The organism is Pseudomonas sp. Ma2-10, assembly GCF_054330215.1.
Map to the genome: position 1 here is coordinate 163,955 of NZ_JBTEYL010000006.1, position 20,439 is coordinate 184,393.

The 20,439-nt window shown below is 60.3% G+C and carries 13 protein-coding genes; 5 read left to right on the forward strand and 8 right to left on the reverse strand.

Going from position 1 to position 20,439, the window contains the following annotated elements; genetic code table 11:
• Positions 1-14 precede the first annotated feature (14 nt).
• From ACXPVS_RS10655 to cbiE, 8 genes are all read right to left on the reverse strand, one after another.
• Entirely contained in the window at positions 15-1,391 is a 1,377-nt protein-coding gene (locus ACXPVS_RS10655; protein WP_458509894.1) for a PepSY-associated TM helix domain-containing protein, read from the reverse strand.
• Positions 1,392-1,473: 82 nt separating this feature from the next.
• Positions 1,474-3,591, reverse strand: coding sequence for a TonB-dependent copper receptor (locus ACXPVS_RS10660; protein ID WP_458509895.1), 2,118 nt, complete (start codon positions 3,589-3,591; stop codon positions 1,474-1,476).
• 84 nt (positions 3,592-3,675) lie between these two features.
• The gene (locus ACXPVS_RS10665; RefSeq protein WP_458509896.1) at positions 3,676-4,110 is read right to left on the reverse strand and encodes a DUF2946 domain-containing protein; all 435 of its coding nucleotides are present in this window, start codon (positions 4,108-4,110) and stop codon (positions 3,676-3,678) included.
• Positions 4,111-4,129: 19 nt separating this feature from the next.
• The gene (locus ACXPVS_RS10670; protein WP_458509897.1) at positions 4,130-4,609 is read right to left on the reverse strand and encodes a copper chaperone PCu(A)C; all 480 of its coding nucleotides are present in this window, start codon (positions 4,607-4,609) and stop codon (positions 4,130-4,132) included.
• A gap of 48 nt (positions 4,610-4,657) precedes the next feature.
• Positions 4,658-5,056, reverse strand: a complete 399-nt coding sequence (locus tag ACXPVS_RS10675; protein WP_458509898.1) for a DUF2946 domain-containing protein — start codon at positions 5,054-5,056, stop codon at positions 4,658-4,660.
• A 219-nt stretch (positions 5,057-5,275) separates the two neighbouring features.
• Positions 5,276-6,010: a cobalt-precorrin-6A reductase gene (locus ACXPVS_RS10680; protein ID WP_458509899.1), complete on the reverse strand. Its 735-nt coding sequence runs from the start codon at positions 6,008-6,010 to the stop codon at positions 5,276-5,278.
• Positions 6,007-7,104 (reverse strand): cobalt-precorrin-5B (C(1))-methyltransferase, encoded by a 1,098-nt coding sequence (locus ACXPVS_RS10685; RefSeq protein ID WP_458509900.1) that lies wholly within the window; start codon positions 7,102-7,104, stop codon positions 6,007-6,009. The genes ACXPVS_RS10680 and ACXPVS_RS10685 overlap by 4 nt, the downstream gene beginning before the upstream one ends.
• Positions 7,097-8,308, reverse strand: a complete 1,212-nt coding sequence (cbiE, locus tag ACXPVS_RS10690; RefSeq protein WP_458509901.1) for a precorrin-6y C5,15-methyltransferase (decarboxylating) subunit CbiE — start codon at positions 8,306-8,308, stop codon at positions 7,097-7,099. Before cbiE ends, ACXPVS_RS10685 begins: the two co-directional genes overlap by 8 nt.
• 144 nt (positions 8,309-8,452) lie before the next feature.
• Between cbiE and cobG the strand changes: the two genes are divergently transcribed.
• The 5 genes from cobG to ACXPVS_RS10715 all read left to right on the forward strand — a co-directional run bounded on the left by cobG (position 8,453) and on the right by ACXPVS_RS10715 (position 20,398).
• Entirely contained in the window at positions 8,453-9,760 is a 1,308-nt protein-coding gene (cobG, locus tag ACXPVS_RS10695; RefSeq protein WP_458509902.1) for a precorrin-3B synthase, read from the forward strand.
• The gene (locus ACXPVS_RS10700; RefSeq protein ID WP_458509903.1) at positions 9,753-10,379 is read left to right on the forward strand and encodes a precorrin-8X methylmutase; all 627 of its coding nucleotides are present in this window, start codon (positions 9,753-9,755) and stop codon (positions 10,377-10,379) included. Before cobG ends, ACXPVS_RS10700 begins: the two co-directional genes overlap by 8 nt.
• Complete coding sequence (locus ACXPVS_RS10705; protein ID WP_458509951.1) at positions 10,379-11,110, forward strand: precorrin-2 C(20)-methyltransferase; 732 nt, start codon at positions 10,379-10,381, stop codon at positions 11,108-11,110. Before ACXPVS_RS10700 ends, ACXPVS_RS10705 begins: the two co-directional genes overlap by 1 nt.
• Positions 11,110-12,813: a precorrin-3B C(17)-methyltransferase gene (gene cobJ, locus ACXPVS_RS10710; protein ID WP_458509904.1), complete on the forward strand. Its 1,704-nt coding sequence runs from the start codon at positions 11,110-11,112 to the stop codon at positions 12,811-12,813. The genes ACXPVS_RS10705 and cobJ overlap by 1 nt, the downstream gene beginning before the upstream one ends.
• Positions 12,814-13,492: 679 nt before the next feature.
• Positions 13,493-20,398 carry a TcdA/TcdB pore-forming domain-containing protein gene (locus ACXPVS_RS10715; RefSeq protein WP_458509952.1) on the forward strand — a complete coding sequence of 2,302 codons (6,906 nt, stop codon included), beginning with the start codon at positions 13,493-13,495 and terminating at the stop codon, positions 20,396-20,398.
• Positions 20,399-20,439: the final 41 nt, after the last annotated feature.

A 20,439-nucleotide genomic window follows, 5' to 3' on the forward strand; every position in this document is an offset into this window, starting at 1 on the left:
ACCGCGCAGTCTGATCACAGTGAGGCGGTAGGTTCTACTCGCTCGTTGATCCTCGATAACAGCACTTGATCCAATAGCCACACTACGATCAACGAAGCCCCCACCAGCGGAAAGATCACTGCCAGCGTCAGCATGATCATCACCCCGGTTTTCCATTTCGGCAGGTCGTGGCGCAGCGGCGGAACACCGAATTTTCCTTGTGGACGGCGCTTCCACCAGATCACCACACCGCTGACGGCGCTGAGCAGAATCATCAGGCAGATCAGCAGGATGATGATCTGATTGAGCGGGCCGAACATTTTGCCTTCGTGCAGCATCACGCCGATTTCCGTTGCACGGGCGACGGGGCCGTATTGCGCAAAGCGTACGTCGGCGAGGACGTCGCCGGTGTACTGATCGACATGCAAGGTCGCGTCGTTGCGCGGGTCGTCGGCGAACACCGCGATGGTGAACACGCCGGTGGCGGTCGCCGGGAAGGTGATGCTGTAGCCCGGTTCGACCTCGCGTTGCGCAGCGATGTTTTGCACGTCTTGCAGGCTGATGGTCGGTGCGGCAGGGCCGGTGTGCGCGCTACCTTGGGCCATGTGTTCGGCGTGATCGCCGGACATTGGCATTGGTGTGTTTTCCATCGCCCAAGGCACGGTCTGGCGGGTGGCGGTGTTGAGGCTGCGGGCCTCGACATCGGACTTGGGTACCTCATCCCACATCGCTGCCGGAAAGACATTCCACACTTGCGCGTATTGCTTGCCCCAGAACCCGGTCCAGGTCATGCCGCTGAGCAGCATCACCAGCAGCAACGACGCGCCCCAGAATCCGCTCACCGCGTGCAGGTCACGCCACAGCACTCGACCGCGACTGCTCAAACGTGGCCACAGGATGCCGGCCGCCTGGCCACGCGGCCACCACAGAAAAACGCCGGAGACCACTAACACCACGCCCCAACCGGCGGCCAGTTCGATCAGTCGATCACCAACGGTGCCGATCATCAATTCGCCATGAATTGCGCGCGCAACGGCTTGCAGATTCTTTTTGGCGTCTTGCTCGCCGAGGATGACGCCATGGTAAGGATCGACGAAGACGTTGAGCTCGTTACCGCCATTGATCACGACAAATTGCGCGCTGCGTTCGGCGTTGACCGGTGGAAAATACTGCTTGATCGTGGCGTGTGGGTAAGCCTCTTTCACCCGCTTGAGCAGGTCGTCGGCCGGGACGTTGTGATGCCCGGCCGGGACGTTCAGCAAGCTGGCGTACATCAACGGATCGAGTTGCGGTTTGAACAGGTAAATGATGCCGGTCAGGGCCAGCATCACCATGAAAGGCGCGACGAACAGCCCGGCATAGAAATGCCAGCGCCAGGCCAGGTTGTAGAAATTCACTTTGGGCTGTTTCATCGGTTGTGCTCCGCTTGGCTTGGATCTTTTGTCGTTGTCTGGTGACTGCGCGCAGTCATTCGCGAGCAAGCTCGCGATGCTCTTAAAAACTCATGTCCACCTTGGTCCAGAGCGTGCGCCCTGGTTCCTTAATGGCTTGCGGGTCATTGGTCGGGTAGCCGAAACCGGCGTTGCCGGCCAGGTTCAAGTGCTCGGCGTAGGCTTTGCCGAACAGGTTGTCGACGCCGCTGCTGACCTTCCAGTTTTTGTTGATCCGGTACGCGCCATTGAGCGAGAACACGCCAAAACCCGAGTTCTTGTCGAAGTCCTTGCCGACGACGTTACCCTTGTTCTGGTCGATGCGGTTTTGCGCCGCGACGACCCTCCACAAGGCCCCGGCGCTCCAGTTGTCTTCGCTGTAGGTCAGGCCGAAACGTGCGTCCAGCGGCGGCATTTGCGGCAGTGCGTTGCCGTCGCTGCTGTTCTTGCCCCAGGCGTAGGCCAGGGTCGCATCGGCCTTCCAGTTGGAGGTCAGCTTGTAGGCCGCACCCAATTCGCCGCCCATGATTCGCGCGTCGATGTTCTGTGCTTGCGAGGTCATGCCCATCATCCCGGGCGTGTAGTTGAACAGGATGTAGTCGCGCACCTGCCCGACGTAACCCGAGGCCCAGGCGTCGAGGTCTTCGGTCTTGTATTGCAGGCCGAAGTCGAGCTGGGTGGTTTTTTCAGGCTTGATCGAATCAAAGGCATTCACCGAGCCGGCGGGGCCGGACTTGGGCGAAAACAGCTCCCAGTAATCCGGGAAACGCTGGGTGTGGCCGAGACCGGCGTACAGCGTGGTCGGACTGTCAGCCAGGTCATGCTCGTAACGCACGAAGCCGCTCGGCAGGGTGTCGGCGCGGGTGTCGTCGGCGGTCGGGTTTGGGCGTGTCATCATCCCGGAGCCAGTGGTCTGCCGGAAATCCTTGGCCGAAGCGCGGTCCAGTCGCGCGCCGGTAATCAGCCGGTCACGGTCGGCGGCGTACCAGGTCAGTTCGCTGAACACGCCGTAGTTGTGGAAGTCGGCGTCCTTGTTGCGCGGCAATTGCTTGTAGACGTCGATGCCCATGGCGTTGCGCTGGCGATGTTCGCTGGTCTGCGCATCGATGCCGCTGATCAACTGCACATCGGCCCAGTGCCAGGTGGCTTTGATCCGTGCGCCGAGGGTTCGACGGTCGACGTTGGAGGCCATGGGACCGGCCATCATTCCGGTGCCGGAGGGCGTGCGCAGGGTGTAGTTGTCCATCACGTGGTCGGCGTAGTTGTAGTAGATCTGCGCCTCAACCTTATCCAGCACGTCGCCGATGTTCGACTTCTCGACACGCAGGCCCAGGCTTTCGCGCTTGAACTGCGAGCCGTCCATGCCGCGCCCGGCGTAACGCGCTTCGCCATCGCCCTTGCCGGCGGTGAGTTCCAGCAGGGTGTCGGCGTCCGGGGTCCAGCCCACTGCGACGTCGCCATTCCACTTGTCGTAGCGCGACGGCACGGTGTCGTTATTGCCGTCCCGGTAGTCGTCAGCATGCGCGGTGTTGCCGATCACTCGCACGTAACCCAATGGCCCGCCCGCCGCAGCGTCCACCACTTTGTCGAAACGGCCGTTGGAGCCCGCCAGCACGCTGGCGTTCACCCGCGTGCCGAGTTCGCCGAAGCGTTCCGGTTCCCGGTCGAAGAGGATGGTCCCGGCTGATGCGCCCGGTCCCCAGAGCACGGTTTGCGGGCCTTTGATCACGGTCAGTTTGTCGTAGGTTTCTGGCGAGATGTATGAGGTCGGTGCGTCCATTCGGCCGGGGCAGGCGCCGAGCAACTGGCCGCCGTTGGTGAGGATGTTCAGCCGCGAGCCAAACATGCCGCGCAGCACCGGGTCACCGTTGGTACCGCCATTGCGCACCAGAGCGAAGCCGGGGATGGTTTTCAGGTAGTCGCCACCGTCGCTGGCCGGCACCGGTTGGCGCGGGTCCTTGGGATTGGTGACGATGGTCAGTGGCGAACTCGGCGCAATGGCGGTGATCACCGTCGGGCTCAGTTCTTCGTTGTGACCGGCGTGTTCATCGGCCAGCACCATGGGTGTCAGCAGTGCACCGCAAAGGAAGGCGGTGGCGTGTCTGAAACGAATACAGGATTCGTTCGGGGCAAAAGAAGCTTGGGCAGCGCTCAAACGTGTTTCAGCAGAAAACCTGGACATGACAATTTCCATCGAGCAGTCGTAAACGACACGGCCGGCAGCCTGCGGCTGTCTTCTAAACCGTGTGAGATCGGATGTGAGGGTTTACGCGTCGATGGGCGGGGCGCGCGTGCGGGCGCCGGGGAAGAAGGTTTGCCGGGTGTGGCCCAGGCGAGGGGAAGGGGGGGTGAAAGTGGTGGCTTTTGGCGTGTCGAATGCGACGAAGGACTGGCCGCCGGTCAGGGCCGGGCAATTGAATAGCAGGCTGCAATAGCCGCATTTTTCCCAGAGCGCGTGATGTGAGGCTTGTGGCGGGCAGTGTTCAGCGGTGGTTTGCGCGCGGTGGTCGGCGTGCTCCATCGCCGACATGTCCATGCTCATCGACATCGACATGGAGGCGCGTTGATCCATCGGCATCGACTGAGAAATCAGCGGGCCGATAAAGATCATCAACATGGCGAACAGGCTGATCCAGCTACCGCGCGTCAGGCTTAACGGCTGACGACGGTGTGCGGATGACCTGGCGCTAAGCGGGCGCATGGGCGTTTTGCTCAGTCGCTTACTGGGCGTGGGCGTGCGTCTGCATGCCGTCCGACGGCTTCTTCTGCACCGAGACGTCGACCGTCACGTCGCCGGACTTCTCGAAGTGCATCGTCAGCGGGAAGCGTTTGCCGTCGCTCAGCAGGCTGCGGTCTTTCAGGTTTACCAGCATCACGTGATAGGCCATCGGCGCAAAGGTGACGTTGCCACCGGCAGGAATGTCGACGCTCGGCACCTGCTGCATTTTCATCAGATCGTTTTGCATGACGTGCTCGTGCAACTGGGCTTCGCCTGCAATCGGCGAGTCGACACTGAGCAGCCGGTCAGCCGTTTTGCCGTTGTTGTGAATCACGAAATACGCCGCGACCGTTGGCGCATTGGGCGGCAATTCTTGCGACCACGGATGAGCGATTTCCAGCTCCCCGGCTTTGTATGCATGGGCATTGGCAAAACAGGCAGGCAGCAGCAATACAGCCAGGACGATGAGTTTGTTCAACATGGCAGTTCTCCAGAACGATTCAAAACGCAGGTCAATTGCGAGAAGGAATCACACCAGAGGGGAAGCACGGGGGTTGAGGCTTGGCCATTGCTGGCGCGGTGTCGGTGTATCGAGAGAGGCGGGAGGCAGGCTTCGATTGGCCTCGAAACGCGCGAAGTACAGTTGCGGCACATGCCCGGGCAATGCCACCAACGGCGCGGAACCTGAACAGCACCAGCAATGCTGCATGTTGGAGTGATCGTCACTCTGCGGGATTTGCTGTTCGATATTGCCCAGGGAAATCGCCACCATCCTGGTGCCGCTGGACGAACAGAAACTGCCCCACAACAACTGCTCGGCAGGCGATTTCGCCGTCTGCGCCATCGCTCCCGTCATCGGCATGGCGAGCATGTTGAACAGCACTGCGAAGCAGGCAATCCAGGCAAATGCGAGCCGTTGTCGGGACATGGGAAAAATCCGGTTGGGTGGGCGATCAGGCGCGGCTATTTAGCCTGATCAGGGCCGATAAGTAAAAAAACGGCGTGCGGTGTGGTGTCGCAGCGCCTGAGTTAGTAGGTGCAACATCCTGTGAGCCATTTCTGGTTCGCCATTTTGAAAGAGTGTAGCGACTTCGATTCGCAGTGCCTGAGCAAATTGTGGATCACTCTGGATTCGCGGCTCGACTAGTCAGCTGTTTTGTACTCGTTCTGCTGTCAGGGCTGCCAACACGTCACTCACCGACCCAAACTCCCGATCAACCCCCGGCAACACTGGCCGCTGCAAAACAATCACCGGCACCCCACGCTCCCGTGCCACTTCCAGCTTCGGCTCGGTCGCGGTGCTGCCGCTGTTCTTGCTGATCAGCACATCAATCTGCCGACGTTCAAACAGCGCACGTTCGTCCTCGATCAGAAACGGCCCGCGCGCGCCGATGATTTCGCAGCGTTCGTTGCCGGGGTAAACGTCCAGGGCGCGCAAGGTCCAGAATTGCTCTGGCGGTATTTCATGCAGATGTTGCAAGGGTTCGCGGCCGAGGGTGAACAACGGACGCCGGAACGGTTTCAGCGCTTGGATCAACTCGGCCCAGTCGCTGACATCTCGCCAATCATCGCCGGCCTGTGGTTGCCAGGCCGGACGCCTCAGCGCCCAACATGCAATGCCGCTCAACTGCGCGGCAGTGGCAGCGTTCTGGCTGATTTGTGCGGCGTAGGGGTGGGTGGCGTCCAGCAGCAGGTCGATCCCTTCATCGCGAATGAACTGCGCCAACCCTTCGGCACCGCCGTAACCGCCCACGCGAACCTGGCAGGTCAGATCTGTCGGCACACGCCCGACACCGGCCAGGCTATAGATGTGTTCTGACCCTAGGGTCCGGGCGATGGACAAGGCTTCCGTCACGCCACCGAGCAACAACACGCGCTTCATTGAAAAGCGCCCGCATGGCCGACAATCCCGCCCTGGCGATCGATGGCGAATACTTCGACCTGAACCTGCGCCGGCACCACGCTGCGAGCAAAGTCCAACGCGTGCTGACACACCGCATTACCGAGGGCGATGCCTGCAGCGCTGGCCATCGCCAGCGCTTGCTGGCTGGTATTGGCCTCACGAATCCCTTGCTGCAACGCCTCATCGGCCCCCATCGCCGCCGCCCACTCGGCCAGTTGCGGCAGGTCGATGCTCGAATGTCGGCTGTGCAAATCCATGTGCCCGGCCGCCAGTTTGCTGATCTTGCCGAAACCACCGCAGAGGCTGAGTTTATCCACAGGCACTTTGCGCAGGTGTTTGAGCACGGCGCCGACGAAGTCGCCCATTTCGATCAGGGCGATTTCCGGCAAGTCGTAGACCCGGCGCATGGTGTCTTCGCTGGCATTGCCGGTGCACGCGGCGATGTGCAGGTAGCCGTTGGTCTTGGCGACGTCGATGCCCTGATGGATCGAGGCGATGTAGGCCGCGCAGGAAAACGGCCGGACGATGCCGCTGGTACCGAGGATTGAAAGCCCGCCAAGAATCCCCAGTCGCGGGTTCATGGTTTTCAGCGCCAGCGCTTCACCGTCCTCGACGTTGACGGTCACCTCAAAGCCGCCGCTGTAGCCGAGCTCGTCGGCCAGCAGGGTCAAGTGGTCGGTGATCATCTTGCGCGGCACCGGGTTGATTGCCGGCTCGCCGACACCCAGCACCAGCCCCGGCCGGGTCACTGTGCCGACACCGCGACCGGCATTGAAGCGAATACCCGGTCGGGCATTCAGGCGCACGTGGGAATAGAGCAACGCGCCATGGGTCACGTCGGGGTCGTCGCCCGCGTCCTTGATCGTCCCGGCCTCGGCGCCGTCATCCATCAACCGACAGAACTCCAGACGCATCTGCACGTGTTTGTTTTTGGGCAGGACGATGTCCACGGCGTCGGAGCTTATTCCGCTCAGCAACAGTCGAGCCGCCGCCAGGCTGGTTGCGGTGGCGCAGCTGCCGGTGGTCAGGCCGCTGCGCAACGGTGCGGGTTGTTCGGCGGTTTCGTCACGCATCGAAAGGCTTCGTCACGTCCAGCAAGGTAATCGGCAACGCCTGACGCCAGGTATCGAAGTCACCCAGCGGTTGGGCTTGCGCGATATGGACCCGCGTCAGCTCACCGCCGTGCTGCGCGCGCCAAGCCATCAACGTCATTTCACTTTGTAGCGTGACGGCGTTGGCGATCAGTCGGCCGCCGGGTTTGAGTTGTGCCCAGCACGTGTCGAACACGCCTTCGCGGGTAACGCCGCCGCCGATGAAAATCGCGTCCGGGCGTTCGAGTCCATCCAGGGCCTGCGGCGCACTGCCGCGAATCAATTGCAGGCCGGGGACGCCGAGGGCCTCGCGGTTGTGCTCGATCAACCCCTGTCGCCCTTCGTCAGCCTCGATGGCCAGCGCCCGGCAACTTGGGTGCGCGCGCATCCATTCGATGCCGATTGAGCCGCTGCCGGCGCCGACGTCCCACAGCAGTTCGCCGGGGATCGGGGCAAGACGCGCGAGCGTGATGGCGCGCACGTCGCGTTTGGTCAGTTGGCCATCGTGTTTGAAGACTGAGTCCGGCAAGCCGGCCAGTCGGGAGAGGCGTTTGGTGTTGGGGTCAGCGATGCACTCGATGGCGATCAGGTTCAGATCAGCGATCACGGGATCGGTCCAGTCGTTGGCGACGCCGTCGATACGCCGTTCGGTTGCACCGCCCAGATGCTCGAGCACGGTCAGGCGACTCGCCGCGAAGCCGCGTTCACGCAGCAGCGCAGCAATAGCAGCCGGGCTCTTGCCGTCGTTGCTCAACACCAGCAAGCGAACACCACTGAACAACTGCGCATTGAGTGCGGCGATGGGGCGCGCAACCACTGAAAGCGTGACCACTTCCTGCAACGGCCAGCCCATTCGCGCCGCCGCCAGCGAGCAAGATGAGGGCGCCGGGAGTACCTGCATTTCGTCAATGGGCACTTGTCGGGCAAGGCTGGCGCCGACACCAAAGAACATCGGGTCGCCGCTGGCCAGCACGCAGACCGGTTCGCCGCGCAGCGCTAAAACCGGCTCAAGGGAGAAAGGGCTGGGCCACAACTGTCGCTCGCCACGGATGCACACCGACAGCAAATCCAGTTGCCGCTGACCACCAATGATCCGCGAAGCGCGCAGTAACGCGTGCCGGGCGTTTTTACCCAGGCCCTTGAAGCCGTCTTCACCGATTCCCACTACTGTCAGCCAGGGTGACATCTGCCGTCCTCAAAAAAAGTCCTCAAACGGACTGTTCCGACGGGCAGGCTTTTCATGCCGTCGAACAAAGCAGGCATAATACCGCGCCTTCGCCCGCGAAGCGCCTTTCCCACACTGCCGGTCGCCCCCTTGAACAAACGTCCGATGTCCTTAGCCTTACGCCCCTCGGCCTGCCCGGGGTTGCTGCGTATCGTCCAGGCGCTGGATGGCGGTATCTGCCGGATCAAGTTGAATGGCGGTTCGATCCGTGCGGACCAGGCCGAAGCGGTAGCCAGTGCAGCGGAGCGGTTCGCCGGCGGCGTGATCGAGGCGACCAACCGCGCCAATCTGCAGATTCGCGGGATCGGCAGTGAACATGACGCCTTGATCGATGGCCTGATGGCTGCCGGGTTAGGTCCAAGCACTGCCGCCGGCGACGATGTGCGCAATCTGATGCTCAGCCCGAGCGCAGGAATTGATCGGCAGGGGCTGTTCGACACGCGGCCGCTGGCCGAAAACATCCTCGCCACGCTGCAAAGCCATGAACGCTTCCATGACCTCAGCGCCAAGTTTGCCGTGCAACTGGATGGCGGCGAAGGTCTGGCGATGCTCGAGCATCCTCATGATCTGTGGTTGTCCGCCACTGAGCGAGAGGGCGAGTTGGTTTTTGCATTCGGTCTGGCGGGGTGTCCTGTGGACTCGCCTGTGGGTGCGGTGTCACTGGGCCAGGGCCACGCGCTGGTGGTCGCGGTGTTGGAATTGTTTCTTGACCTGGCGCGTCCCGACCAGACACGCATGCGGCATCTGCTCGCTGAATGCTCGCTCGACGAATTTCTCTCCCATCTGGCCAAACGTGTGCCGTTGATGCCTATCAAGGGTCGGCAGCGCAAGGTAAGTCCGAGTGTCTTGCACATAGGCGTTCATCCACAGCGTGAGGCGCAGCGTGTGTATATCGGCGCGGTGCCGCCGCTGGGCCGTCTCAATCCCGCGATGCTTAGAGGCGTCGCACAACTGGCGCGTGACCAGGGCGACGCCAGCCTGCGTTTCACACCTTGGCAAAGCCTGTTGTTACCCGGTGTTCATGTCGACGATGCGCCGCAAGTTATCCACAACCTTGAACAACTCGGCCTGCGTTGCTTGGCCGACGATGCCTTGGCGCACGTGGTCGCCTGCACCGGTTCGACGGGTTGCGGCAAAGGCCTGGCCGACACCAAGAGCGATGCTCGACAACTGGCGGCGCTGCTGCAGCGTCACGGCCAGACACTCAACGTGCACCTGTCTGGCTGCCCGCGCTCCTGCGCGGCCGCGCACACTGCGCCGGTCACGTTGCTGGCGGTTTCTCCCGGTCACTACGACCTCTTTTTTCGCGAGGCAGCGCAGCCGCATTTCGGCGCACTGCACGCACGCAACCTTACTATTGAAGCGGTCGCCGCCTTGCTCGACGCCCGCTCACGGAGCCCCCTTGATGCTTGATTACATCCGCGACGGCCAGGAGATCTATCGCAACTCCTTCGCGATCATTCGTGCCGAGGCCAACCTCGAGCGTATTCCGGCCGATCTGGAGAAACTCGCGGTCCGTGTGATCCACGCCTGCGGCATGGTCGACGCCATCGACGGGCTGCAATTTTCCGAAGGCGCGGGTAAGGCCGGGCGGGATGCGCTGGCCGCCGGCGCCCCGATCCTGTGTGACGCGCGGATGGTCAGTGAAGGCGTGACCCGCACGCGTTTGCCTGCGAACAACGAAGTCATCTGCACCCTGCGTGATGACAGCGTTCCGCAGCGTGCCCGCGAGCTGGGCAACACCCGCTCCGCCGCCGCGCTGGAGCTATGGCGCCCACACCTGGAAGGCAGCGTGGTGGTGATCGGCAACGCGCCGACCGCACTGTTTTATCTGTTGGAAATGCTCGACGCCGGCGCGCCGAAACCGGCACTGATCCTCGGCTTCCCGGTGGGCTTTGTCGGTGCCGCCGAATCCAAGGCTATGCTGGCGGCAGACAGCCGTGGCGTGCCTTTCGTCATCATGCAAGGTCGGCTGGGCGGCAGCGCCATGGCCGCCGCCGCCGTCAATGCCCTCGCCACGGAGATCGAATGATGCAGCAACCTGGACGTTTGATCGGCCTGGGCGTCGGCCCCGGTGATCCGGAACTGATTACCGTCAAAGCCCTGCGCCTGCTGCGCGAATCGCCGGTGGTGGCGTACTTCGTCGCCAAGGGCAAAAAGGGCAATGCCTTCGGCATCATCGAGGCGCATTTGCAAGACGCGCAAACGCTGCTGCCGCTGGTGTATCCGGTGACCACCGAAGCATTGCCGGCGCCGCTGTCGTATGAGCAAGTGATCAGCGATTTCTACGATGCGGCGGGTGAAGAACTGGCCGCGCACCTGGACGCTGGCCGTGACGTGGCGGTGATCTGCGAAGGCGATCCGTTCTTCTACGGCTCCTATATGTACCTGCACGATCGACTGGCCGAGCGCTATCAAGCCGAAGTCGTGCCGGGCGTTTGCTCGATGCTCGGCGGTGCCTCGGTACTGGGCGCGCCGCTGGTGTATCGCAATCAGAGTTTGTCGGTCCTGTCGGGCGTATTGCCCGCCGACGATCTCAAGCGTCGTCTGGGCGATGCCGATGCCGCGGTGATCATGAAGCTGGGGCGCAACTTCCCCAAGGTCCGTCAGGTGCTCGAAGAACTCGGGCTGGCGGAACGTGCGCTGTACGTCGAACGCGCGACCATGGCCAATCAGAAAATCGTCCCCCTGGATCAGGTCGAGCCGATGTCCTCGCCGTACTTCTCGCTGATCATTGTGCCCGGCGAACGGTGGCAAGGCTGATGGCCCGTCCAGTTCCGGCGATTGTCATTCTGGGCAATGGCAGCCTCGCGACCGCGCGCAAGATTGCGCAGCTATACCCCGGCGCATTGATCCATGGCCTGGCCGAGCGGGTGGAAGGCGCGGACCGCGTTTATCACGAATTCGGCGCCACCTTGCGTGAGTTCTATCAGCAGGACACGCCGATTATTGCCTTGTGTGCGGCGGGCATTGTGATCCGCACCCTGGCGCCGTTACTGCTGGAAAAAGGCGTCGAGCCGCCAGTGCTGGCCGTGGCTGAAGACGGCAGCGCCGTGGTGCCGCTGCTCGGAGGCTTAGGGGGCGTGAACGTCATGGCGCGCGAGATTGCTGCCGGTCTCGAGGTTGCTGCGGCGATCACCACCAGCGGTGAACTGCGCTTTGGCACCTGCCTGCTCAATCCACCCAGCGGTTACGCCCTCGGCGATCTGGAACGGGGCAAACGCTTTGTCTCGGATTTGCTCGCCGGCCAAAGCGTACGCGTCGAAGGGGCTGCGCCGTGGCTGGCGCAGGCGCAGTTGCCGCAAGATCCTCACGCGCAGCTGTCGATCCATGTCGGCCATGCCGAGCGGACACCGGCAGCCAATGAATTGATGATTTACCCGCGCAATGTGTTGGTGGCGGTGAGCGGTGAGGTGGCGGGGCTGTCAGGCGCCATTCGCGCGACCCTGCGGCAAGCGAAAATCGCCGTGCAATCGGTGGTGTGCCTGTTGGCCAGCGATCTGAACATGGCCAGCACGGCATTGCGCGAAGCGGCACTTGAACTGGGTGTGCCCCTGCGGTTTGCATCGGTCAGCGGCGGCGTTAGCGAGTTGTCCCGCCACACGGTGCCGAACGCTACCATCGTGTCAGCGGATCCCGGCATTGCCATCGCGGTGGCCTCTGAGCCGTTGGACGCTGCGCAGATCGGCCGGGCGCGCGGTCGTTTGGCGGTCATCGGTCTGGGCCCTGGCGCCGCCGAACTGATGGTGCCAGCGGTCAAGGCCGAACTCGCCAGGGCCACCGACATTCTCGGCTACGAAACTTACGTGCGCATGGCCGGGCCGTTCCGCGAAGATCAAGTGCTGCATTGCACCGACAACCGAGAAGAGATGCAGCGTGCCCGCCACGCCTTCGAGCTGGCGGCGCAAGGCCGTTCGGTGATTGTGGTTTCATCCGGTGACCCCGGTGTGTTCGCCATGGCGGCGGCGGTGCTTGAAGCGTTGCATGAGTCGAGTGAGCCGAGCTGGCACAGCGTCGACCTGGAGATTCTTCCGGGTGTTTCAGCATCGCTGGCGACGGCTGCTCAGGCCGGTGCGCCGTTGGGCCACGACTTCTGCGTGATGTCGCTGTCGGACAACCTCAAGCCCTGGGCGATCATCGAGAAGCGCCTGGACCTGGCCGCCGAAGCAGACCTGGCGCTGGCGTTCTACAACCCGATCTCCCGCGCGCGGCCGTGGCAATTGGGCCAGGCACTGGAAATCGTCGGCCGGCATCGCACGCCGGAAACGGTGGTGGTGCTGGGCCGCGACATCGGTCGCCCTGGTCAGACGCTACGGGTGACCACGCTCGGCGAATTGACCCCCGACCAGGTGGATATGCGCACCATGGTGCTGATCGGTTCCTCCACCACCTGCGTGTTCCCTCGTGCCGAGGGTGGCGAGTGGGTGTATACGCCTCGTTGGTACGGCATCAAGCCTGCCTCCTGAACCTTAGCGGCCCCGCGCGGGCCGTTTTTCACTGAATAGATTCCCGCCTGTTCGTTGGCTCTTTTGCCCTGGCGTTGGTGCGTCATCTATTTCACCAGTCGTTGTGGGATTTATGACTCTCTCCACGAAGAATTAATACTGTTTTCTGTCGCTGCTTTCCTTCTTTATCCAGTGCTTTTTTTGCAGTCAAAAACGTCGGTGTTGCGCATGAGTCACAACGCCGCCTGTTTGCTGGCGGCCCTGGCGATAATGTTTGTCTAAGTACGCTTGTTTAAGTCGGTAATAAAAAGTTTTATTTTCGTAAAATTTGATTGTGTTGAAATTAATTGAATTTCTTCCAGTTTGAAGTGCCCGCTTTTACGATTTAGTTTTGTCTCGTGTGAAGTAGTTGCTTCACGTATTGATCTGGTCTCGTTCAAAAATACGAAAGGGTTGACGTTGTCGTCGAGCGGTATTTGCGCGGCTGGCTTGCAGAATTAAATTGCATTTGTTGAAGCTGGAGAGTGTCTTGCCTAATAGTCATTTGGATGTTCCGTATATCGGTGAATATGTAAAGTTCGCAAAACTCCTTAATCTTAAAGATCTTGAGCATGCGTTGATTGCTCACAAAGGTAACCCTGAGTATGACGCCGTCTTCCGGTATTACTCAGGCTGCATCGACTTGCTTGATTCGCCCAGGATGCTGGAGCCGCTGGGCCTGTTGAAGCAGGCGTTGGCATCTTTTGTCGGGCCGTTGGGTCGACCACGACGAGCGACTGAGTCGCTGCCTCCCGAGCGCGCGGCCCCCGACGTGACAGACCTCTACGAACGACTCGAAGGTTTCGAGGCGCGTTTGTCGAACGGTACGCAGCAGTTGCAAATTCCCAGAACAAACGTGCCTGACAATCTGCATTTTGTCTGGCTCGGCGGTGGTATAGGCGATATCCAGCGCGACTACATCAATATCTGGAAGCAAACATTATCCGGGCAGGGTTACACCCTCAAACTCTGGTACGACAGCGATGCATTGCTGGCTTACGAAACCAATCGGATTATTGTCGAGGCCGCCAAGGCTGACGCCATGCTTAATGGCGGGCAGGACAGTGGTGACGCTTTTGAACTTGGCGATAAGTATGAAGAGCGGGTTATCGCTCTCAAGCAGCAGATGTTTGCACACATTAATAAAGCGGTAGAAAGCGGTGAGAGCGCCGACAACGCCAGGATCGATCTGTTGGTTCGAGCCTATCGCCAAGATGAAGGACGGTTGAAAGTACTAAGGGAGAAAAACCGCCAGAGTCTGTTGTCGATGAAAGAGGGCGCTGTTGTTCTTCGCGATCTCGCCAGCGAGGCGGCACCGTTGTACTTGCAGGGCATCTACGAGCGAGAAATCAGCTTGCGTGGCAACTTTGCGGCCGCCTCCGATATTGTCCGCGCCGAGGCACTATTCGCCGACGGTGGCAGTTATGCCGACGTGGACAGTCTGCCAGCGTTGTTAGAAAACCTGGGCGGAGTGGATATCAGCCGGTTTGGCTCGGATGCACGCCTGGGCGTTTTGCAGTTGATACTTGACCACCGTCCTGAGTGGATGCCGGGGCGGCAGGTTATACGCAGCAAGTACACAAACTATTTCGAGCTAATTCCTCTGGCGCACCGTGAGGCGCTGGAGAATTTCGCCAAGAGCAGCCCTGATATCAGCAGTGTTTTCCGGCGCCCGGTAGAGCGTCAGGTGCAACCGGATGGACTGCGTGCCGTCGCCGAGCAAAGCACGATGAGTAACGCGTTCATGATGGCTCATCCAGGGTCAGCGATGCTCAAGGCCGTTCTTGACCGTTTCAGGCTTAACTATGAAGTGGTTGATGCCACCGCCCGGTTAGCGGTTGAAAGAAAGATCGCGCTTATCGATGCCCAGGCCGTCAGTAACGTTGCCGAGGAGGTGGTCGAGAAGCGGTTCGGGCCCTTGCATGAACTGTCGATGGAGGAAGAAATAGCGGTCAGGTTTTTGGTTGAAGCTTGCGCTGCTTACTACAGCGACGGAATCCGTCCACAGAGTGAAGTGACCATTTATCTGAGCGGGCCTGCTGCGATGCGCGATGGGCTGGCGGATTACGAGAAGATGCATTTCACCCCACTGGGCGCTGAAGCTTGGAGAGCTGAAGTCGCCATACCCGCTATCGCAACCGTCAACCGGGCGACCGAGGAGGAGTTGGATCACTCATGGAAGGAGAACGAGAGCGACACGGCTCAGTGGCTCAACAGAGAGAAGCAGCGTTGGCAGGCCGGGACGTTCAAAGCCCGCTATGCCGGCGATGTCGCACAACTGCTCAAGTACCAGAGTATTGATTTCGAAGAAGGCTGGCCGGTGATCGAAGGTCGTCATGTGTTGATCTGCGATCTGTTGCAGCGACTGGCCGATGATCTCGGTGCTCCATTTCGCCAGGCCATGAGTCAGCGCCACAACGGCAACGTGACGTTTGAAAAGCCATTGTCCCTGAGCTTCGATGACCGGCAAGCGATCATCGCCCAGGACGCCAGCATCCGCCCTCCGGCATCCCTTCCGGGCGAGGCGACACAAAACCTGTCGGTGGATGAACTGCTGAGCCGGGTCGCCAAAGACCCATTGCTCACCGTGAAGCTAAACCCGCTGCAACGTCTGTTGCTGGGTGGGCTATTGGGGGTCAATACCCTGGATAACCAGCATTTTGATACCGCCAGTGCAGCGCTTGAAAACCTTGCCAATACGATGTCGGAGTTAGGCGTCATCCACCGTTACGGGGCCATTGAACGGGAGTTGTTCAAGCAAAGTCATCCGGCTTTCCTTGCCGGGTTGACGCGTGCTTCCAACCCGCCTGTGGCCTTGTCCGAAACGAGTATTGAACTCAAGAAACAGGCACTCGAACGTCCGCTGACCCTGGTGGAGTGGGGGCGTTCGGTCGCCAGGATTCAGCAAGTGGCGAAGCTCGAATACCGCGACCGTATTGGCGAGCGAATCGGTGAAGTGCTGGAGAGCTTTGATCACGGCAGTTTCAAATTGGTGCCCCAGGACTTGTTACTCGAAGGGTCGGGCGATCGGGTTGCCGGACGCTGTTACCCACTGGCTCTGGTCATGGCAGCTGCGCTCCATGAAGGCAGTCACGCGGCCAATACCTTGTGTGAACGCTTTTACCTGGCGGTTACCGAGCCTGAAGCCGGCGACTCAAGGGGATTTGTGAACATGATCGAGGAACTGCGTGACGTCCCGGTCAATGAAATAGGCGAGCCCTTGATGCGCTCCGACCTGACTCAGATCGTCGCGATGCTGGAAGAAAAAACGGCCACGACCACCCTGATGCTCAACTCGGACAACCACTCGATGCTGGTTGCGAAAACGCTTGAGGGGCCGCACAGCGCTTACCTGCTCTACGATCCGAATTTCGGGATCTTCGAGTTTGCGACGGCCTCGACGTTCAGTGAGGCGCTGACGCACTTTTTCATCCGCAAGGAAATGGCCAGGCATTACGCCGCCTTTGGGGATGTGGCACGTCCGACTTTTGACTTGATCGAACTCAATGGCGCTGGGCTGAACGCCAGGGTGCTTGCATCCGGCGCTCAGGTCTCCAGTCTGCTGGCGTCGGGAGCGTTGCCTGAGCAGGCGCCTCGGATAAGACAACGGTTGGCCAGCGCCCGAGGGCAGTCGTTGGTCAACAATGCGGTGCTGGGCAGTTCTTTGTTGGAACTGGACGCGCACTGGTGGGGGGGGCAGATCGCGCAGGCGACACGGCAGTTGCAGGAGCAACACGGGCTGGCGTCGGATTCTGTTGCGTTGTTCGAGACACTGGAGATAACGCCGACAGGGGAATACACCATCAGTCTGGTCAATACCGATGCCGGGCAGACCCTTGAGCGTGTCACCACCGGCGACCACCGGTTCCTGAGAATTAAAAACTTCCTCCGCGAAACCTTCCATTCATTGGCCGCTCGCCCACGGGAGCCGGTCAGTCCGCTTGATCCGACGGACGCCGGCAGCGTTCATACGCTCAATGCCGGGTTCACCGTACAAGCCTTGATGAACGTACTGCGTCATCACGAGATGGCAGCGAGCAGTGGTGACAAGGCCCTGACCACCGCTATTCGCCTGCATGCCTACGTCAACTATGCCCAACTGGCCCACGGCAACGTAGTGGATGTGCTCGGCGTCGTGAAGCTGGTGCGTCAGGCACTGGACGATGAAAATCTGATCGCCCGCACCAGCGCACCGTTGGTGCAAAAGGCCTTGGGGCATCTCACCAATGAAGGCGTCGGTACTGTGCTGGGGCTGGTGAATGTCGGGTTTGATATTTATCAGCTAAGCCACGCCACCAATGACGTTGAAAGGGCGCAGTTCGGGACGCAGCTGGCCTTTGACTCCGCGAGTGCGGTGGTAGGTGTAGCCGGTCTGGGTGCGGCACTGGCTGGCGCGGGTACGGTGGCCGCGGTGCTTGGGGGGGGCGGGGTGATTGTGGGCGGGCTGGCGGTGGGCGTTGCGGCCCTGGCCGAAGGCTTTGCGACCATTGCGGAGGAAGCCAAGGAGGTCGGGCTGTTTTTTGATGGGCTGGAAAAGGCGTATCTACAAGGCGGCTATCACCTGGACGCGGCGGCGAATGCCTGGTTTGTGCATCCCTTGCTGGTATTCACCGCAGTGGATCTTCGTGCATCCACCGTCCATTTCGACAGTCCGAAACTGTTCCCGCTTCGGGACCATTTCGGGGTTCCGGATTTCGATGTGGATTACGACCGCGCCATCGATATTCGTCAGGGACTTGCGTTGCCGGACTCGGCGAGTTTTTCACCACCGCCAGGACAGACGATCGTTCTGCCCTGCAGACCCAAGACCTGGTACGGCTACGAATACAAGTTGCTGCCGTTTGTCACGTTTCGTCATGCCGGCGGGTTCGACACGGCACGTCGACTGGAGCAGAAGAATAAACAGGGGCAATGGCAGTTTCTGTTTTCGTTCTACTCGTTTCCCGGTGAGTACGTGGTCAACCGGCTGAACCCGGTCTACAAACCAACGGTATTCAACGTTCGTCTCGATAATATCGAGCGTTCACTGGCGGTACCTGCGCTGCCGAAGGTGTGGCACGGGCTGGTGTCCTACCGGGTAGAAGGCGCAGGTGCTCAATGTTCCCTGTTGCTCAATCCTGGCGTGAGCCTCGAACTCGTCGCGCCTGGTCACACGGCCATGCTCTGGGTACTGCGGACTCCATGGCTGGCGGAGACAGACATCCGGATAGACGCGGGGGGACACCTTGTTTCGGGGACGCTGGATGTGACGTTCAGTGGCGGTGGCGCTCACCATGTATTGCTTAAACTGGCGGGTAACAAAGTCGTGCTTGTAGAGCTTGCTACCCAGCGGCTGGAGGTCGTCGAAGAAGAGGCCGATCCGGCCCTCGGAGAACAAGCATTGCTGGATCACTTCAAGACACTGACCCATGAGCATCGCCTGGCCACGACTTACACCCCGGTTCGCAACTTCGTGGTGCCGTTCGAAAAGCCGGACGAACCCAGGACGGTAGTCGCGTATTACGACTCGGCACAGGATCGTTTCCTGTACATCCGCGACCCGAATGTCCTGTTGTCCGATGAGGTGGTATTGGGCGCGGTGTTGGAGGATTCGGCTTACTTCTATCACCCCGAGAGTTTCGATGTCTGGCAGGTCAATGCGGTCACCGGGACGCTGGTTCAGCACTATCGTTTGCTGATTAGAGATGGCCTGGCGATTGTCCGCTGTGAGGCCGTGACCAATGGCGGCATTCAGATCGTGCAGCAGCTCACTGGAAAGGACGGTCAGCGCGATGAACTGACCTATGTGATCCATGACCGGACCGTGTTGCTCAGCTCGATCACCCGCGGTCAGGATCCTGCACTGCAGGCTGTTCTGGAGGCTGACACGCTGAAGGACTGGACGCAGGTGCTGGGTGACTATGTATTGCCGGCAGAGTCCGCCAATACAGTTAACTGGCGTCCCGGTGCACTGGTTTCGGTTTGTTGGCAGATGGATGCCGAGTCGCGGGATCTGGTCTGGGTGCGCAACCGTGACGGGGTGATTATCCGTGTACCTACGAGGCGTCACCGTTTACGGGGATGGGCCGATTCGATCAAGGCCTTGAATGAGCTTCTGCTCATCGCGCCCGCCGGTGTCGAGGGCGACGTGTTCGTTACCTACGACAAACCTCGCCAAAGCCTCATGCGTCAGCAAAGATCGATGGAGGAGGGTCGCGCACAATGGTCGTCCAGAAAAATCTCCCCCCCAGGGCTGAAAAATGTTGTCGCCGTTGAGCGGGACTATCTCGTCCTGACCGACGCGGGTCTGTTCTTTGACATTATGCCGGACGGGAATCTGAGATTTGGCGGGCTGACCGAGCACTGGTTCAAGGATCAAACTCAATGGTGGTTGGCGCTGGCAAGGGTTGCGTTGCAATACCCGGTGCCGAGTTTTGCCCTCCTGGGGTTGGCCGGTTTCAAGGGCGGTTTGTGCGCCTGGTACCTGGGTGGTCGGCTGCTGCTCGCTGAGATGGGGCACGGCAAAGAAGTCCGGTTGCTGAGTATTACTCCAGACAATCAGGCCACCTGGCTGTTTGATCTTTCAACCGGCAAGATTGTCCGTCAGGGTTTTATCGATCCAGACCACTTGAGCACGGCATTTGCCCAGGGAACGAAACTGTTACTGGCGGAGGCATTGCCAGCCCCGACGCTGGAATGGGCGAGCTGGACCTTCAGCGACGTAACGGTGGAAGGCTCTGGCCTGAGGGCAACGACGCTTGAAGGCGTGGAGGTGGATTTACAGTACAACGAACCGGTACGGATTACGGGCGTTAACAGCCATTGGGTCGCGGCACTGGAAGGTGAGTTGAGTGAGGGCCTGGCGGCGCTGGCGAACGAACATCGATGCGCCGATTTTCTGTCTGTCAAAGACCCTGACTACCCACAATGGTACGTGGTCCGGACCGGACGGTTGATCCGCATTCCGAAGACCGCTAGCGCTGCGCAATTCACGCTCGTCGGCACCCAGCATCAAACCAATGTGATGCTGCATGACCGCAAGGATGGTTTTGTGCACACCTATCCGCAAAACAGTAGGTTCGGGCCGCTCGACTATGTCCAGCGAAACGCCGAAGTACTGGTGGTCGAGGGGGCGGAAACGCGTACGGATCTGCTCCCGTTGATTGCCGATGATGTCAGCATCCTGGTGCTCAAAATGGGTCAAGGTTCTACGACCTGTCGGCTTACCAGAGCCGCATGGTTGAAACTTGAATCGGTCATTGTCGATTGCCGCCATTCGCTCGACCAGTCGCCTTCGGTTCCGGGAAAACTGATCTGGGATATCGTGGTTGCGGATCAGTTGTGGGCGAGCCGGGTCGCTGAGCACTTGGTGATTGTGGATGCGGACAGCGGACACAGTTTGATCTTTCGCGACGTATTCTCGACCGATGTTGTTTTTCACCGGAACGTATTTCTGGCGATGAGCGGCTATCAGTCTTTCGCGGTGTCAACACTGGTAAGTACCCTGGTTGCCAGGAAGGGCAGCACGAGCAATGTGTTACTCAAAGATATTTTGCCCACCGCAATAGTTGAAGAAATAGAAAATTGAATTCTGACCGCCCCTGACACATTGCGCCTGTTCAATGCGTG